The sequence below is a fragment of the Mesorhizobium sp. WSM4808 genome (assembly GCF_055811675.1).
In genome coordinates, this window is sequence record NZ_JBVVQX010000024.1 from 1 (window position 1) to 17,091 (window position 17,091).

15 protein-coding genes are annotated in these 17,091 nt (G+C 62.6%); 5 read left to right on the forward strand and 10 right to left on the reverse strand.

Features of this window, described 5'->3' with window-relative positions; all coding sequences use genetic code 11:
- Positions 1–129: 129 nt before the first annotated feature.
- Positions 130–1,317 (reverse strand): glycine C-acetyltransferase, encoded by a 1,188-nt coding sequence (locus AC0L2U_RS30160; RefSeq protein WP_473603101.1) that lies wholly within the window; start codon positions 1,315–1,317, stop codon positions 130–132.
- A 331-nt stretch (positions 1,318–1,648) separates the two neighbouring features.
- Between AC0L2U_RS30160 and AC0L2U_RS30165 the strand changes: the two genes are divergently transcribed.
- Positions 1,649–3,715, forward strand: a complete 2,067-nt coding sequence (locus tag AC0L2U_RS30165) for a putative bifunctional diguanylate cyclase/phosphodiesterase (RefSeq protein WP_127330657.1) — start codon at positions 1,649–1,651, stop codon at positions 3,713–3,715.
- A gap of 133 nt (positions 3,716–3,848) precedes the next feature.
- Entirely contained in the window at positions 3,849–4,589 is a 741-nt protein-coding gene (locus AC0L2U_RS30170; protein WP_127399265.1) for a polysaccharide deacetylase family protein, read from the forward strand.
- A gap of 55 nt (positions 4,590–4,644) precedes the next feature.
- Here AC0L2U_RS30170 and AC0L2U_RS30175 read toward each other — a convergent pair whose 3' ends face one another.
- Both AC0L2U_RS30175 and AC0L2U_RS30180 read right to left on the reverse strand, forming a co-directional pair.
- A complete protein-coding gene (locus AC0L2U_RS30175) occupies positions 4,645–5,382 on the reverse strand; it encodes a hypothetical protein (RefSeq protein WP_127320493.1) in 738 nt (245 codons plus the stop codon).
- A 212-nt stretch (positions 5,383–5,594) separates the two neighbouring features.
- A complete protein-coding gene (locus AC0L2U_RS30180) occupies positions 5,595–7,640 on the reverse strand; it encodes an oxidoreductase (RefSeq protein ID WP_473603102.1) in 2,046 nt (681 codons plus the stop codon).
- A gap of 100 nt (positions 7,641–7,740) precedes the next feature.
- Between AC0L2U_RS30180 and queF the strand changes: the two genes are divergently transcribed.
- The gene (queF, locus tag AC0L2U_RS30185) at positions 7,741–8,202 is read left to right on the forward strand and encodes a preQ(1) synthase (protein WP_010915503.1); all 462 of its coding nucleotides are present in this window, start codon (positions 7,741–7,743) and stop codon (positions 8,200–8,202) included.
- A 7-nt stretch (positions 8,203–8,209) separates the two neighbouring features.
- Here queF and AC0L2U_RS30190 read toward each other — a convergent pair whose 3' ends face one another.
- The 5 genes from AC0L2U_RS30190 to AC0L2U_RS30210 all read right to left on the reverse strand — a co-directional run bounded on the left by AC0L2U_RS30190 (position 8,210) and on the right by AC0L2U_RS30210 (position 13,527).
- A complete protein-coding gene (locus tag AC0L2U_RS30190) occupies positions 8,210–9,085 on the reverse strand; it encodes an alpha/beta hydrolase (protein ID WP_127272152.1) in 876 nt (291 codons plus the stop codon).
- A 7-nt stretch (positions 9,086–9,092) separates the two neighbouring features.
- Positions 9,093–9,704, reverse strand: coding sequence for a hypothetical protein (locus tag AC0L2U_RS30195; protein WP_473603103.1), 612 nt, complete (start codon positions 9,702–9,704; stop codon positions 9,093–9,095).
- Positions 9,705–9,708: 4 nt separating this feature from the next.
- Positions 9,709–10,188, reverse strand: coding sequence for a DUF3828 domain-containing protein (locus tag AC0L2U_RS30200; protein WP_127269038.1), 480 nt, complete (start codon positions 10,186–10,188; stop codon positions 9,709–9,711).
- Between the two features lie 96 nt (positions 10,189–10,284).
- Entirely contained in the window at positions 10,285–11,934 is a 1,650-nt protein-coding gene (locus tag AC0L2U_RS30205) for an ABC transporter substrate-binding protein (protein WP_473603104.1), read from the reverse strand.
- A 42-nt stretch (positions 11,935–11,976) separates the two neighbouring features.
- Positions 11,977–13,527: a trimethylamine methyltransferase family protein gene (locus AC0L2U_RS30210; RefSeq protein WP_127330649.1), complete on the reverse strand. Its 1,551-nt coding sequence runs from the start codon at positions 13,525–13,527 to the stop codon at positions 11,977–11,979.
- 90 nt (positions 13,528–13,617) lie between these two features.
- Between AC0L2U_RS30210 and AC0L2U_RS30215 the strand changes: the two genes are divergently transcribed.
- Together AC0L2U_RS30215 and mutL are read left to right on the forward strand one after the other, a co-directional pair.
- On the forward strand, positions 13,618–14,520 hold the full coding sequence (locus tag AC0L2U_RS30215) for a LysR substrate-binding domain-containing protein (protein ID WP_127408827.1): 903 nt from the start codon (positions 13,618–13,620) through the stop codon (positions 14,518–14,520).
- A gap of 86 nt (positions 14,521–14,606) precedes the next feature.
- Entirely contained in the window at positions 14,607–16,481 is a 1,875-nt protein-coding gene (gene mutL / locus AC0L2U_RS30220) for a DNA mismatch repair endonuclease MutL (protein ID WP_128363187.1), read from the forward strand.
- A 26-nt stretch (positions 16,482–16,507) separates the two neighbouring features.
- On the opposite strand, the gene AC0L2U_RS30225 is transcribed toward mutL, so the two are convergent.
- Positions 16,508–16,747, reverse strand: coding sequence for a hypothetical protein (locus AC0L2U_RS30225; RefSeq protein WP_127398926.1), 240 nt, complete (start codon positions 16,745–16,747; stop codon positions 16,508–16,510).
- Between the two features lie 12 nt (positions 16,748–16,759).
- Entirely contained in the window at positions 16,760–17,086 is a 327-nt protein-coding gene (locus AC0L2U_RS30230) for an antibiotic biosynthesis monooxygenase family protein (protein WP_127330641.1), read from the reverse strand.
- Between the last annotated feature and the right edge of the window lie 5 nt (positions 17,087–17,091).

Consider the following 17,091-nt stretch of genomic DNA (forward strand, 5'->3'; position numbering starts at 1 on the left):
TCCGGCACCGGCACCTCTTCCATCCAGATGCCCGGTTCGGCCTTGGCCTTCACCAGCGCCTTCATCATGTTCGACATGCTTTTGTCCCTTGAATCTCTTGATCCGGAATCGCTTTTCGATTCCAGCCTTTCAGGAAATGACCCCGAGTTCGCGCCCGACGGCGGCAAACGCCTCGACCGCCCTGTCAATATCCGCACTGGAATGCGCCGCCGACATTTGCGTGCGGATGCGGGCCTGCCCTTTCGGCACCACCGGGAAGGAGAAGCCGATGACGTAAATGCCGCGCTTCAGCATGCGCGCGGCCATCTCCTGCGCCAGGCTGGCATCACCCAGCATCACCGGTATGATCGGATGATCGGCTCCGGCCAGCGTGAAGCCGAGCTTGCCCATCTGCGACCGGAAGCGCGCTGCATTGTCGTAGAGTTTGTCGCGCAGCCCATCGCCGTCCTTGATCAGTTCGAACACCTTGATCGAAGCGCCGGCGATCGCCGGCATCAGCGTGTTGGAGAAGAGATACGGCCGTGAGCGCTGGCGCAGCCAGTCGACCACCTGGCCTTTGCCCGAGGTGTAGCCACCGGAGGCCCCGCCAAGCGCCTTGCCGAGCGTGCCGGTGACGATGTCGACCCTGCCCTCGACGCCGCAATGTTCGGCCGAGCCGCGGCCATTCCGGCCGACGAAGCCGACGGCATGGCTGTCGTCGACCATCACCATGGCGTCGTATTTCTCGGCGAGATCGCAGACACCCCTGAGATTGGCGATGATGCCGTCCATCGAAAACACGCCGTCGGTGGCGATCAACCGGAAGCGGCAGTCCCGGGCTTCCTTCAGGCGCGCCTCGAGATCGGCCATGTCGTTGTTGGCGTAGCGGAAACGTTTGGCCTTCGACAGCCGCACGCCATCGATGATCGAGGCATGATTCAAGGCATCCGAGACAATGGCGTCTTCCTCGCCCAGCAGCGTCTCGAACAGGCCGCCATTGGCATCGAAACAGGAGCCGTAGAGGATAGTGTCTTCCATGCCGAGGAAAGAGGAAATCGTGGATTCGAGCTGCTTGTGCTCTTCCTGGGTGCCGCAGATAAAGCGCACCGATGCCATGCCGTAGCCATAGCGGTCGAGCGCCTGCTTGGCAGCATTGCGCAAATCGGCGCTATCGGCGAGGCCGAGATAGTTGTTGGCACAGAAATTCAGCACCTTGTCGCCGCCGACCTCGATCTCGGCCGACTGCGTCGAAGTGATCACCCGCTCCGACTTGTAGAGGCCTGCCGATTTGAGCCCCGCGAGCTCGCTGTCGATGTGGGAGAGGAATGCTGCGGTCATGGTCGGCCTCGTTTGATGTGGGCTGACTGTCGTCTCGTCCGCGTGAAAAATCCATCGCAAAAACGACCGGATCGGTGGCAAGCAGCACGATGCCGCCCCGATGTCGATCATCATGCGGCGGCGGAAACGACGCCGCGACAAGGGTTCTGGCCGATGACCGCTCAAATGCCGGTACGGCGCTAAACGAGCCGATAACCATTTCGCGATCTTTCGACAGCCGCCCCTCGCCGGGCAGCCGTCGATTTCCGGTCCTGTTAACGTTTGCAGTTCAATGGTGCTCATACAAGAATCTTTAGGCAAGAATCCGTAGGCGAGAGGGCCGCCCCCGAAAATGTCGCAGCAGCCGGTGCAAACCGTTTCAGGCAAGCTCATACTGCTGATCAAGGCCGGCTATTGGCTGGCCCTGCTGATCATTGCGGCCATGGTGATCGCCTCCTTCATCCTGCTGCAGCAGATGATGGCCACCCAACAGCACAATCACACCTTGCTCGACATCGTCAGCACACAAAAGACGCTGTCGCAGCGCATCGTCTTCCTTGCCGGTGCAACGGGCGCCGGCTCACGCGACAAGCAACCGGCGCTGGTCAGCGCGCTCAAGCAGGCAACGGCGGAGTTCGAGACGAACTACGACCTGCTGCTCGATCAGACGGGAGCCGATCCGCAATCGCCGGCCAAGCTTGACCCGAAGTCGATCGAAAGCGTCCTTTTCGCCAAGCCCTTCCACCTCGACTATTTCTCGGTCGGGCTGATCGCCAATGGCGACCGCCTGATCTCGGCCTATGAATCGCAATTCAGCGGGAATGGCGGTTACAAGGGCGGTGACGAACGCGTCAATCTCGACGCCTCCGTCGCCAATGCGACCTTGTCGGGCTACGCCGCGCTTGGCCAGCGCATCACTGCCGACGCCGACGACCGCTCCGAGAAGCTGCTCGCTCTCCACCGCACGCTGTTCTATGCCACAATCGGCGTCATCATACTGGTGGCGCTCTTCATCTTCAGGCCGATGTCGAACGCCATCCTGCGCAAGACGCATGAACTGATCGACGCGCGCAATTCCATGGCCTTCATCGCGGTGCATGACGGCCTTACCGGCCTGCACAACCGCACGTTCCTGACCGATCATTTCGACACGCTGATCAAGGGCACGCACCGGCGTCGCGAACGCCTTGCCGTCGTCCAGCTCGATCTCGACCGATTCAAGCAGATCAACGATACGCTCGGCCACGCCGCCGGCGACTATGTGCTGGTCGTCACGGCACAGCGCATGCGCGACTCCTGCCGGGCGTCGGATCTGTGCGTGCGCCTGGGCGGCGACGAGTTCGTCATGATCCTCGGCGGCGCCGGCGGCACCGAAGACATCAATATGCTGGCGCGACGCATCCTGGCACATATCAACGAGCCGATCGTCTTCCAGGGCACGACCATTCTCCCAGGCGCCAGCGCCGGCATCGCGGTCTATCCGATCGACGCCGACAATGCCGGGGATTTGCTGGTCCACGCCGATCTTGCGCTTTACTCCGCCAAGAAGCTTGGCGGAGGCAACTTCTCCTTCTTTTCCGAGGAGCTGCGCCGCGAACTCGACTATCGCAAGCAGCTCGAGCACGACATCAAGGTTGCCATCGCCGAGCGGGCGTTCCAGGTCTATTTCCAGCCGCAGGTCTCACTGACCCACGGCACGATCAGCGGCATCGAGGCGCTGGTGCGCTGGAACCATGCGGAGCGCGGCATGATCCCGCCCGGCGAGTTCATTCCGGTCGCCGAGAAATGCGGCTTCATGCCCGAGATCGGCCGCATCGTCATCACCAAGGCGATCAACGAGGCGGCCGAATGGAATCGCGCCGGCATTGCCTTCGGACGGCTTGCCGTCAATGTTTCCGGCACCGAGCTGCGCGAACACGATTTCGATGCGTTCTTGTTCGAGACGCTGGAAAAGGCCGGGCTGCCGCCGCAGAAACTGTCGCTGGAAATCGTCGAATCCGTCATCCTCGATGACGAAAAGACGGGTATCGCGGCCAAGCTGCGGCACATCCGGGCAGCCGGCGTCCATCTCGAACTCGATGATTTCGGCACCGGCTATGCTTCGCTCAGCCATGTCAACCCGAACGAGATCGACCGGCTGAAGATCGATCGCCGCTTCGTCCAGAACATCCATGAGAATGGCGACAACTCGAAGATCGTCCGCGCCATCACCGAGCTGGCGCGTGGCCTTGGCATCTCGATCGTCGCAGAGGGCGCCGAAACCGAGGCCGAGCTCAATTCGCTGATGGCGATCGGCTGCGACCAGGTGCAGGGCTACTCCATCGCCTTCCCGATGCCGCACGACAAGGCGCTGGAATGGCTGACCGCCCGCATGCCCAAGAAGGCCAAGCTGACGGTGCTGCAAGGAAGCCTGGCATAGGTTTGCCTTTTTGTTTGCGCATGTCGTTATCCCAAAACCGCTGCGCACTTTTGGGCGACATGCACCGGCTCGCCTTGACAAGCCGTTGTGGACATGGCGGCCTTGTCGTGATCGCAACCGGATATCGGGGCTGATGACACCGTTTCGGTTTGTGCTGGCGGCGGTTTTGATTTTTGCGGTTCCCGCCCAAGGGGCCGATCGCATAATATATCTTACCTTCGACGATGGGCCGCTGAACGGCACAAGCAACATCCTCGATGTGCTGGAAGCCGAGCAGGTTCCTGCAACCCTATTCATGGTCGGCATGCACGCACAGGCTAGCGCCGCCAACAGAGCGCTCGTCCAGCGCGCCAGGCAGCTTCCTCTGGTGACGCTCGGCAACCACAGCTACAGCCATGCCTACAATCACTACCGGCATTTCTACGGCGACACCGAAGGTGTCGTCGCCGACATGGTAAGGGCAAACGCGGTGCTCGGGTTGAAGCCCGTGGTGCATGCAAGGCTGCCGGGGCGCGACGTGTTCAGGCTGCCCTCCATGTCGAAGAACGACACCTCGCTTGGCCTCGCCCAGGAGGGGCGTGAAGAGCCCGACTACGAGTTTGTCGCGGCCTCAGGCTTCTATCTCTACGGCTGGGACCATGAATGGGTGCACAAGGACAACGGCGAGCCGGTGCAGAGCGTCGATCATCTGGTCAGCGAGATCGATCACCTGTTCGGCTATGGCCGCTTCGTCAAGCCCGGCAAGCTGATCCTGCTGATGCATGACGAAATGTTCCAGAACGGTTTCGACGGCAAGACGAAGCTGACCAATTTGATCACCGCGCTGAAGCTGCGCCGTTACAGCTTTGGGGCAATCCAGGGCTATGACGACTGAGCCGGCAAGGACGGCCAGTTCTCAGCGGATTGCGCATCGCGGGATCAGCAAGGTGTCAAAGCACCTCGACTGATTCGCCGCGTAACTTGTGGCGACGCAATTTGATGTATGTGCGTAAATTTGGCGTAATCTGAAAGCCAATCAGCTTCGTCTCCTGGAGGGGAGCAGCCCACGCCATCGTCTCGTAGCGGGCACCGTAACCTTCGATGGTGACGGCAAGATTTTCGCGGCCCAGATACCTCGCCAGAGTGGCACAGGCAGCAACCCTCGATCGTATGGACTGACCGTATTTGGGCGCAAACGCCAATCCTCCGTCCGCCAGGTCATCCACCTCATGGGCAAGCACTAGGAACAAGATGTCCTCGTCGCCGGCCGGCACACCGGCATCCACAAGGCGCTCGGGGTCTCCGGTATCGAATTTCAGTCCGACCAGGCGGGCGACAAGACCTTCAACCCGGGGACCGATTGTTTGCTCCAGCCATCTGCGGTGTGCATCGGTGCGCCTGCTGGACTTTCCGTCCGGATAGTGGCCGCTGTCGTAGGCAGCGTGAAACATCGCGGCCAAGACAAGATCGACGCTTTTATCGAAATGCGCGGCCGATGACGCAGCCCCCACCGCATGGCAGATGAACGGCCGTCCTGTCTTGCGGTAGCGGCCGTTGAACATCGCGCAACACACACGATACGCCTTTTGCACCCGGGCGATATCGGCAACCGGATATCCAGCCTCGTATAGCTGCATGTAGAGCGCCGTATTGGTCTGGCGCGGAACGAACAGATCTTCTGTGGTCAACTTGTCCCCCCGGACTTTCTTAGGTTTTCGTCAACTTTTCTCGGCAGAAGACGCACTGCTTCGCGATTTCCCTGCAGACTTGCAGTAGAATGAAACTGATCCCAAGCGTTTGGATCACCCTAGATCGTTACAAGTACGACAGGGAAAGTCCAGTCTAGGGGCTCTTGCAGGAAGCTTCGGCCGCGCGCTACCGATCCTCGCGATAGCTAATTTCAGATCCGCAAGCCGAACCTGATGCCGTCATAGATGGCGGCGTGGATGTTGCGCGAGGCGACCGCGTCGCCGATGCGGAACAGAACAAAGCCGCCTTCTGGATTGCGCTTGGGAAAGATGTCGCCACCGCTCACCAGCCGTTCGTAGTCGACCGCACCGCCATTCTTCGACAGGGGCTTCAGCGAGAGGTAGAGATCGTCGAGCGGCAGCGTACCGTGCTCGACCACCACCTGATCGACCCTGCGCTCGCCGCGCCAGCCATCGGCGAAATCCGAAGCCAGCTCTGCGATCAGTTGATTGCCCTCGCGCCGCACCGAACGCAGCCGCGTGTTGATGGTGATGGTGACGCCCTTTTCCTGAAAGGCCCTGATATAGGGCACATGGTTCATGCCGCCCATTTCCGGGGCAAAGAAACGCTCCGGCGAGACAAGTTCGAGTTTAGCGCCGGCATTGGCGATCAGTTCGGCGGCGCCCATGCCCTGATGGCCGCCATTGTCGTCATAGAGCAGCACATTTTCGGCCGGCTTGACGCTGCCGGCCATGATGTCCCAACTCGAGGTGACAAGGTTGTCGCCGGCCGTCAGCGGCGGGTTCTGCGGCAGGCCGCCGGTAGCGACCACCACCACATCGGGCGACAGCGCCAGAACATCGTCTTTTTCCGCCCAGGTGTCGTAGCGGATCTCGACGCCGAGCCGGTCGAGTTCAGCCAGCCTCCACTCGATGATACCGATCAGCTCCTTGCGGCGCGGGTTCTGCGTCGCCAATCGCACCTGGCCGCCGGCCTGGCTCGATGCTTCAAGCACCATCACCTTATGGCCGCGCTCGGCCGCGACCCGCGCAACCTCCAGCCCGCCGGCGCCGGCCCCGACGACCACGATTTTCTGCTTCGGTCCTTCGGTCTTGACGATGATATGCGGGATTTCGGCCTCGCGGCCGGTCGCGGCATTGTGGACGCAAAGCGCTTCGCCGCCCTCATAAATGCGGTCGAGACAATAGGTGGCGCCCACACAGGGGCGGATCTCATGCTCGCGCCCCTCCATCACCTTTTTGACGATGTGCGGATCGGCGATATGGGCGCGGGTCATGCCGACCATGTCGAGCTTGCCGGTGGCGATGGCGTGGCGTGCGGTGGCCACGTCGGATATGCGCGCCGCGTGGAAGGTCGGGAATTTCGTCGCCGCCCTCACCTCTCCGGCGAAATCGAGATGCGGCGAAGAACGCATGCCGGTTACCGGGATGACCTTGGTCAGCGCCGCATCGCTCTCGATCGAGCCACGGATGATGTTGAGGAAATCGACCTTGCCGGAGCCCGCCAGCCGCCTGGCGATTTCGATCCCCTCCGCCTTCGACAGGCCTTTTTCGAAATCTTCGTCGGCGACCATGCGGATGCCGACGACGAATTTGTCGCCGACAGCTGCCCGCACGGCATCGAGCACCATGTTGGTGAAGCGCAGGCGATTGTCCAGCGAGCCGCCGAATTCGTCGTCGCGATGATTGGTGGCTGGCGACCAGAAGCCGTCCATCAGATGGCCGTAGGATTCGAACTCGATGCCGTCGAGGCCGGCGGCCTCGCAGCGCTGGGCGGCTGAAGCATAGTCGGCGACGATGCGCTCGATGTCCCAGTCCTCGATCGTCTTCGGGAATGCGCGATGCGCCGGCTCACGCACCGGCGAGGCCGAGAGCACCGGCAGCCAGTCGGCCTTGTTCCAGCCGGTACGGCGGCCGAGATGGGTGATCTGGATCATCACCTTGCAGTCGTGCTCGTGGCAGGCGTCAGCGAGTTCGGCGAGCCACGGCACGATCCTGTCGTCATAGACATGCAGATTGCCGAAAGCGGCCGGGCTGTCGCGCGAGACGATCGCCGAGCCGGCGGTCATGGTCAGCGCCATGCCGCCCCTGGCCTTCTCGGCATGGTAGAGCCGGTATCGCTGTTTCGGCATGCCGTCCTCGGAATAGGCCGGCTCATGGCTGGTCGACATGACCCGGTTCTTCAGCGTCAGGTGTTTGAGCTGGTAGGGCTGGAGAAGCGGATCGTTGCTGGTCATCGTCTTCCTGCGGTTTCAAATTGTGCTAATGAGCGGCAAAATCTGTTTTCAAGCATGTCGTCCCGCACGCACTCCGGGCGCATGCGACAAGGATTGGCCCATGATCGACACCAAAACCCTCACCCAACTCGGCGCGCACGTCGAGACGCCACAAAGCCCCGAAGCAGCGGTCCTGGAGACCGTACCGTTTTCGCGCGGTGACGGACCGCCGGCGATCGTGCGCTTCACCTGCCCGGAATTCACCTCGCTGTGCCCAGTCACCGGCCAGCCGGACTTCGCACATATCGTCATCGACTACGCACCCGATGCGGCTCTGGTGGAATCGAAGTCGCTCAAGCTGTTCATGACCTCGTTTCGCAACCATGGCGCCTTCCATGAAGACTGCACCGTCATGATCGGCCGCCGCATCGTGGCGGCAACCAAGCCGCTGTGGTTGCGCATAGGCGGCTATTGGTATCCACGCGGCGGCATTCCGATCGATGTGTTCTGGCAAACCGGCGCTCCGCCCGAAGGCGCCTGGCTGCCCGACACCGGGGTAGCGCCTTATCGCGGGCGGGGTTGAGCGAACGTCAACCATGGATGGCACCCGTCCGGCAGAGCTTTGTTGCAAGAAAGGAAAAGATAGCATCGCTGTAGCGCAGTTGGTCGTAGCGCAGCAGATCGACATGGCCTGCGCCTCCAAACCAGACGAGTTGTGAACCAACGGCAGCATTCTGCAGCGCCAGCACCTGTCCATGATCGATGAAAGGGTCGTTGCTGCCTGCAAGCAGCATCAGCGGCTTGCCGATAGCAGCAAGATGGTCGACCGGCTTGACATCATCGGCGCTCAACCCGAGACGAAGCGGCATCTGTGCCAAAAGGACATCGGCTTGGAAACCGCGCCAGAAGTGGAAAGGCATTCGCCACGCTGTGGTTTCGCGCAAGGTTGCGTAGAGCTGCTCCAGCACATAGGCATCGGCAGGCGCTTGCGGCGCGGCAAAGACAAGTGCGGCGGCGCCAAGCGACGAGCCGATGGCGCCAAGCTTCTGGCCTGGAAAGCGTTGCCGAGCAAAGGTAATAATACGGGCGGCGTCCGGGCCTTCCGAATACCCGAAGCCCTGAACGGCGCCACCGCTCTCTCCATGACCGGAGAGGTCGAACAAGACAACGGAATAGCCAGCGTCGAACAAGAGCTTCGCCCTTTGAACCAAGGCCAGCCTGTTGGCGCCGCGCCCATGTAGCAGCACAATCGCACCGCAACTGCCCTTTCGATCGGCTACCCAGCCGACAAGCTCGGGCGCATCGGCCTGGTCGAGTACGACGCGCTCGACGGAGAAGTCGCCAGGCGCTGCCAGAGCTTGCCGCGGCTGGCGAGCGACCAGTATCGTGCCGATGTGCCAGTCGAACACGCCCCCGGCAACGCCGAGTCCGACCAGCACGATGGCTAGCGAAAAGCAAAGCTTCATCGCCGGTTCATTCGCACTGATACTGGCTGAGTGCCCATTCGCCGGTCACCGACAATAGGTCCGATATCTTCCAGTCGCCGTCGACCCTCTTGAATTTCCATTCCAGCCGGTGCGGGTTGCCCGATATGACGAAGGCGACGATGACCTTGGCCTGGTCGCCGTTGATCGCCTCGAGCGTCTTCAGGCTCTTGTCGATCTCGGCCTTGTCGTAATCGGCATTGTCGAGCGCCATGTTGGGGTCGAGGCACTCGCCCTGCCCGGATTTGCGCAACGCGTCGCTCTTGTCGAGCACGGTTTTGGCCGGGTCGATGAAATGGCTTCGCTCGGCCGGATCGATCTCCAGTCCGACCTGATCGTAAAACGGCCGCACCACGGCGGTCGGCGAGCCCGGCTGGATCGGTGCGGCGGGCGCGGCTTCGGCTGGCGACCATCCCACCGGCGGCGTGGCCGGTTCCGCCGCTCCGCCCGGCGCATTTGCGGGCGGTGCCCCGCTGTCGCCCGGCTGGGTGCCGGCCGGGGCGTTTGCCGGCGGCGCACCCAACAAGCCTTGCGCGGCGGCCCCGCTCAGAGCCGCCAGCAGGCACACACCCGACAGTGCCACGAACCGGCGATGGGCCATCGCTTCACTCCGGCGTCTGGCCGGCCATGCATTCCAGCGCGCTGAGCGTCCAGTCGCTGGTCTTGGAAGCGATGTCCGATATCTTCCACTTGCCGTCGATCTTCTTGAGCGACCAGAGCATTTCACGTTTGGAATCATCGCCCTCGGAGAACAGGCTGAAGGATGCCGTGACCTGTGCGTTATCGCCATCCAGCTTCTCAGACAGTTTCAGCGTTTTCGAGACGGTTTTCTGATCGAAATCCTGGGCGTCGAGACCAGGATCGAAATCGATGCAGGCGACCTGGTCCGGGTTCGTCTTCGTTGCCTGGTCGTTCAGCTCGAACAGTTTCGTCACCGGTTCGGTGAACCGATCCCGATATTGTTCGTCGGCCTCGAACTTGACCGCCGGGACATAGAAGAACTTCACCGCGTCGGACGCCGGTCCGGCGACGGCGGCGCCCGGCAGGGCTATCGAAAGGGCGGCAACGAGCACTGTCAGTCTCATGCAGAATCTCCGGCTTTTGATGGCTTGAGCCTATCAATACCACGCATCCTGCATATCGGCTTTTTTGCGGCTCATGAAGTCCTGCCGCGCCTTGTTTCAGCCGTCCAGCCAGACGTTCTGAAGGTCCATCTCGAATGTCTGGTGGACACCATAGTTCTTCACCTTCTTGTTCTGGTGGCTGTAGAGCTTCTGCCAGAACGGCTGAATAATGACGCCCGAATCCTGCAGGATCTGCTCGACATCCTTCATGACCTCGCGTCGTTTCTCCACGTCGATGAGCGATAGCGCCTGCTTGAGCTTGGCGTCGAAATCGGGGTTGGAATATGCCGATTCATTCCAGGCCTCGCCGGTGCGATAGCCGAGCGCCAGCACCTGGACGCCAAGCGGGCGCATGTACCAGATCGTCATCGAATAGGGATATTTCGTCCAGTCGTTCCAGAAGGTCGAACCCGGCAGCACCGTGCGCTTCACCTTGATTCCGGCATCGCGCAGCTGGCCGGCAATGGCGTCGCCGGTATTCTTCTGCCAATCGTCCTCGATGGTGATCAGCTCATGCTCGAAGTCAGCCTGTCCGGCTTCCGCCATCAGCTTCTTGGCGCCGGCGGCGTCGCGTGTCTTCTTGGGCAGCGGATAGTATTCCGGATGGATCGGGGCAACGTGGTGGTTTTCGCCGGGGGTGCCTCGCCCGGCATAACCAAGTTGGAGGACCGCATTGTTGTCGACGGCCATTTGCAGGGCGTTGCGCACCCGCTTGTCGTCATAAGGCTTGTGGGTGATGTTGGTGCGGGCAACCAGCGTCGTCGCCGTCGCCACCTCCGATTTCACCAGGTCCATCTTGTCGAGAATGTCGATGAAGTCGGCGGGCGACTCGAAATTGAGGTCGATCTCACCGGATTCGAACGCGTTCACGGTGGCGTTGAAATCGGTGCCGTAGTCGATGAACTCGACGCTGTCGAGCGGCGCTTCACCACCCCACCATTTGCCATTCTCACGACGCTTGACGACCGCCTTCTGGCCGACATCGTAGGAGACCAGTTCGAACGGTCCCGTGCCGATCGGCTTCTTGATCGGATCGGCACCGTCGGCATCGAAGTTGCGATGCACGACGAGCGCCGGATAGTCGGTGAAATTCGGGATCAGTGAAATGTCTGGTTCGCTTAGCTTCAGCTTGACCGTGTTGTCGTCGACCTTGGTGATCGCGCCATCCCTGGCCTTGCCGGTCTTTGCGTCGATCAGCGCGCCGACACGGGCGGCCATGGAATTGCCGGCGACATTCTTCTCGCACCAGCGCGTCAGATTGTGAGCGACGTCATCGGCGTTGAAGGCATCGCCATTGTTCCATGTGATGCCCTTGCGCACATGCAGCACGTATTCGGTGGCGTCGTCATTGATATCCCAGCTTTCGAGCAGGACCGGCTCGAAGGTGAACTGCCTGGTATAGCGGACAAGCGGCTCCAGCCAGCAGCGCGAAATGTTCGCCAGCTCAACCCAGTCGTAGGTGCGCGGATCCTTCTGCCCCTTCACCGACATCGAGACGCGCAGCGTTCCGCCTTTCTTCGGCTCTTCGGCCAAGGCCCGATCCGGCACGGCAAGGCCGATCATGGCGTAGGCAAGCGCCGTCGATGCGCCGAAGGCGCTTGCCAGCGCCAGGAACTCGCGCCGATCGACACGACCCGCGCGTGCTTCGACCGCCATTGCCACGATAGCGCTCGGCACGCGATCGCCACTGCTTCTGAAGAATGCCATTTTTTCCTCCCGTCTGGTTCCCTTTGATCTTGGTTCTTCGCGTCAACTGACGCTGTCCGGCAGCCTCTCCTCGCGCCGCGCGATGAAATCCATCAGGCCATCGGCGATGCCTTCGTCGAGCTTCGGCTCCTCGTAATCCGCCAGCATGTTGCGCGCCTTCTCGCGACCGCGCGTGTCGTGGTCCTTCGCCCCTTCTGCCTTCCACTGTTCGTACGAATTGAAGTCCATGATCGAGGGTATGAAGAAGGCCGACTCGAAATGTTCGAGCGTGTGTTTGGTGCCGAGGAAATGGCCCTGCGGCCCGACTTCGCGGACCGCTGCCATCGCTTCCTTGAAATCGTCGAACGGAAGGCCGCCTGCATATTTGTACCAGCCAACCAGCTGTTCGCAGTCCGTAGCGAACTTCGAATAGCCGCAGCTCAGGCCGGCCTCCAGCCACCCGGCGGAGTGCCAGATGTAGTTGGCGCCGGCGAGGATGGCGGCATGCATCAGCATGTTGGCCTCGTAGCCCGCCTGGGCGTCGTTGAGCTTCGATCCGACATGGAAGCCTGAGGTGCGCCACGGCAGTTTGTATTTCCGCGCCAGCGCGCCCATCAGGTACATCATCTGGGCCGCCTCCGGCGTGCCGCCCATCGGAGCGCCGGTCTTCATGTCCACGGTGACCATGAACTGTCCGTAGATCTGTGGCGACCCTGGGCGCAGCAGTTGCGTGAAGGCGACGCCCGCCAGCGCTTCCGCATTGACCTGCGCGACTGCCCCGACGGCCGACGCCGAAGTCGAGGCGCCGCACAGTGCGAAGGGTGCGAGGATCAGCGGCTGGTTGCTTCGGGCATAGACCTTCATCGCGTCCAGCATGGTGGCGTCCCACACCAGCGGCGAATTGCAGTTGGTGATCGACACCAGGACCGGATTGTCGCGGACGTAATCCTCGCCGAACACGATACCTGCCATCGCCATCGTGTCTTCCGCCCGCTCCTTGGACGTGACGATGCCCATGAACGGCTTGTCGGAATGCTTAAGCGCGGAATGGATGATGTGGAGGTGACGCTTCGGTACCGCGATTTCCATCGGCTCGCAAATGACCGAACTCGATGAATGCAGCGCCGGCGCCATGTAGGCGAGCTTGTGGAAATTGTTGAGGTCCGCGAGCGTGCCGTAGCGCCTGTTGTTGTCGAGGTCACGCACATAGGGCGCGCCATACATCGGCACGAAGATGGTGTTGTTGCCGCCCACCCGCACCGTACGTTGCGGATTCCTCGCATTGAGCGTGAACTCCGACGGGACCTTCGAGACCAGTTCCATCAGCAGGGCCCGGTCGATCCGCACACGAGTTTCCGAGACATCCGCGCCCGCCGCCTTCCACAGTGCGATAGCCTCGTCGTCGCGGAATTCGCATCCCACCTCTTCGAGGATCAAGAGCGACTCCTCGTGGATCAGCTCGACCGCCTCATCGGGGACCATCTGGTAGACGGGGATCTGGCGGACCAGGGTCGGAAACGACGTTACCGGAGCTCCGCGCAGGGCCTTGCGTCCGAGGCGGCCGCCACTGCGGCGGTTGGCATGTTCGGTCACTTCAGGGGCCGGTGCGTTCATGGCAACTCCATTCCACTCATGAAGGAGCCTAGCGCGACAAAATGGTGATGTGACGCTGGAAAATCCTGATCTCTTGTATAAACTCAGCTTATGCGAAGCCTGCGCCACCTCCTGCCCTCGGCCGGCAGCCTGATCGTCTTCGAGGCGGCCGGGCGGCTGTCGAGCTTCACCGCCGCCGGGCGCGAGCTCGGCATGACGCAGGCCGCCGTCTCCTATGCCGTGCGCGGGCTGGAAGAACGGCTTGGCGCCAAGCTGTTCCAGCGCCGCCACCGCCAGGTTCTCCTGACCGAGGCCGGCGAGCGCTTCCATGCCGATGTCTCGCTCGGCCTTTCGCATATCCGCAAATCGGCGGAGGATCTGCGCCTGCAGGCAACCGGCGGTCATGTCACGCTGGCTGCCTCGACCGCGTTCGGCTCGTTCTGGATGATGCCGCGCCTGCAGCAGTTCCGCGACGAACTGCCGGGCATCGACCTGCGTATCCAGACCGCCGACCGCGACCTCGACATCATCGCGGAAGGCATTCCGCTCGGCGTGCGCGGCGGCGCGCCGCGGGACTGGCCGGACTATCACTCGTTGCCGCTGGCTGACGAGGAGATATTTCCCGTCGCCGGCACCAGCTATGCCGCAAAGTTCGGCCTGCCCCAATCCGCTGCCGAACTGGCCACGCACCGCCTCATCCATCTGGAGGAGCCGTATCGCGAGGCGGCCAGTTGGGACGAATGGTTCCAGTCGGCGGGCGCCAATCTCAGCGATACCGCGCGCGGCCTGCGCATCAACGACTACGGCCTGGTGATCCAGGGCGTCATGGAAGGCCAGGGCATCGCGCTCGGCTGGCGGCATCTCGCCGAGCGGCTGCTGGCGTCGGGCTTGCTGGTGCCGGTGACGGATCATGTGCTGAAGACCGGCAAGGCGTTCTATGTCGTCTGGCCGAAGAACCGGGAACTCAGCGACAACGCCCGCAAGGTGCGTGATTGGCTGGCGGAGCAAGCGTGAGGGGCAGCGCCTCCCAGCCAGCCTATCCACTGTTCCGCAACACCGAATCCTTCCGCATCAGCCTCGAATCCGCCTATAGTGCTGCCATGCCCATCCGCCAGCTTTCCGAAACGATGATCAACCAGATCGCCGCCGGCGAAGTCATCGAGCGTCCTGCGAGCGTCGTCAAGGAACTGGTTGAGAATGCGCTCGATGCCGGCGCTTCGCGCGTCGAGATCGTCACAGCCGGCGGCGGGCTGAACCTGATCCGCGTCACCGACGACGGCTCTGGCATTCCCGAACGGGAGCTGGCGCTGGCGATCGCACGTCATTGCACCTCCAAGCTCACCGAGGATATCAACGACATCCGCTCGCTGGGCTTCCGCGGCGAAGCGCTGCCGTCGATCGGCTCGGTGTCGCGACTGTCGATCCGCTCGCGCACGGCAGCAAGTGACAGCGCCGCCGAGATCGGCATCGAGGGTGGCCGCGTCCTGCCTGTCAGGCCGGCGGCGGCCAATCGCGGCACCACGGTCGAGGTGCGCGACCTGTTCTTCGCAACGCCGGCCCGATTGAAGTTCATGAAGGGCGAGCGCGCCGAAAGCTCGGCCACCAGCGATGTGGTCAAGCGCATCGCCATCGCCTTCCCCGCCGTGCGCTTCACGCTGGCCGGCTCGGACCGCTCTACGCTGGAATTGCCGGCGGCGGATGACAGCGCGGAAGGCAGCCTGCGCCGTGTCGCCCAGGTGATGGGCACCGACTTTCCCGACAATTCGATTGCCATCGATGCGATGCGCGAAGGCGTGCATCTGACCGGCCACGTGTCGATCCCCTCCTTCACCCGCGGCAACGCGCTGCAGCAATATGCGTATGTGAACGGCCGCCCGGTGCGCGACAAGCTGATCGCCGGCGCCATACGCGGTGCCTATGCCGACGTCCTGCCGCGTGACCGCCATGCGGTGACGGTGCTGTTCCTGACGCTCGACCCGGCCATCGTCGACGTCAATGTCCATCCAGCCAAGGCCGATGTGCGCTTCCGCGATCCCGGCCTTGTGCGCGGATTGATCGTCGGTGCAATTCGACAGGCACTGGCCGATGCCGGCGTCCGCGCCGCCACCACGGGTGCCGCCGGCATGATGGCCGCGTTCCGGCCAGGGGCCGCATCCTACGGCCACGGCGGACCGGCAAACGGCCACCGCAGCTACGACGCGGCCTACCGCGCGTCAGGCACGTCCGGCTTCGATCCCGTCCGGTCGTCGCAGCGGCCGCTCGATATGGGTTTCAAGGGTGCGGGCTTCGAGCAGCGCGGCTTGCGTGAAAACGAGCAAGCGGCTTTCGATGCCGGTCCGCTTGCCAGCGCCGATGCACGCGCAGGGCAGGATGAAGCGGCCGAGACCCTGCTCGGCGCGGTGCTGGGCGCGGCGCGCGCCCAGGTGCATGAGAACTACATCGTCGCCCAGACCAGGGATTCGCTCATCATCGTCGACCAGCATGCGGCGCATGAACGGCTGGTCTACGAGGCGCTGAAGAATGCGCTGCACTCGCGCCCGGTGCCCTCGCAGATGCTGCTTCTGCCCGAGATCATCGACCTGCCGGAAGAGGATGCCGAGCGGCTTGCGCTGCATTCGGAAACGCTGGCCCGCTTCGGTCTCGGCATCGAGCGCTTCGGCCCCGGCGCCGTCGCGGTGCGCGAGACGCCGTCGATGCTGGGCGAGACCAATGTCGGGCAATTGGTGCGCGACCTCGCCGACGAGATCGCCGACAACGACACGGTCGACACGCTGAAGGAGCGGCTGGACAAAATAGCCGCGACCATGGCCTGCCACGGCTCTGTGCGCTCCGGCCGCCTGCTCAAGGCCGAGGAGATGAACGCGCTGCTGCGGCAGATGGAGGCGACGCCCGGTTCGGGCACCTGCAACCACGGCCGGCCAACCTATATCGAACTCAAGCTGGCGGACATCGAACGGCTTTTCGGGCGGCGGTAGCTGCGGACGGATTGCGGGCCATCGCTTCACCGCTCGTAGGTGCTGGTGTTGACCAGCAATGCCGAGATTATCGTCCGCCCCGTTCGCCCGTGGGCGAACGCCGCGCCGGCTCCACGCACCGCTGTTGCCAGAAGCGCGGCGGTCAGCAAATAGCGTGCCGCCGCCAGCAGGAGCGGAGGCACGTCATCGAGACCGAGCTTGATCGCCGCCCAGGTCAGACCCCAGATCAGCGACATCACCGCAAAGAAGGCGAGATTGCGAACCACCAAATTCGCCGTTCAGCGCAGTCCCTGGCGATCGACGAGTATCCGGTGGATGTCGATCCGCTCCGGCAGTTCGATCAGGAACTCGGCATCGCGGTCCAGATGATGGACTTTGGTCGGTTCGCCTTTGGTAAAGGCGGTCATCGCCTGCATGTCGGCCCAATACGAGATGGTTGTGAACCACGTCTCGGCATCGCGGTCCTCGCGCAGCAATTGGACGCCAAGCGCTGTCTTCTCGAGGGGCGGAATACCCTCGGCACGCAGGTATGGCTCATAGGCGTCGGCAACGTCGCGGCGGGTGCGGCCGCGCCAGATGCGCGCGATCGTCGGTTTGGTCGGCATGAGGT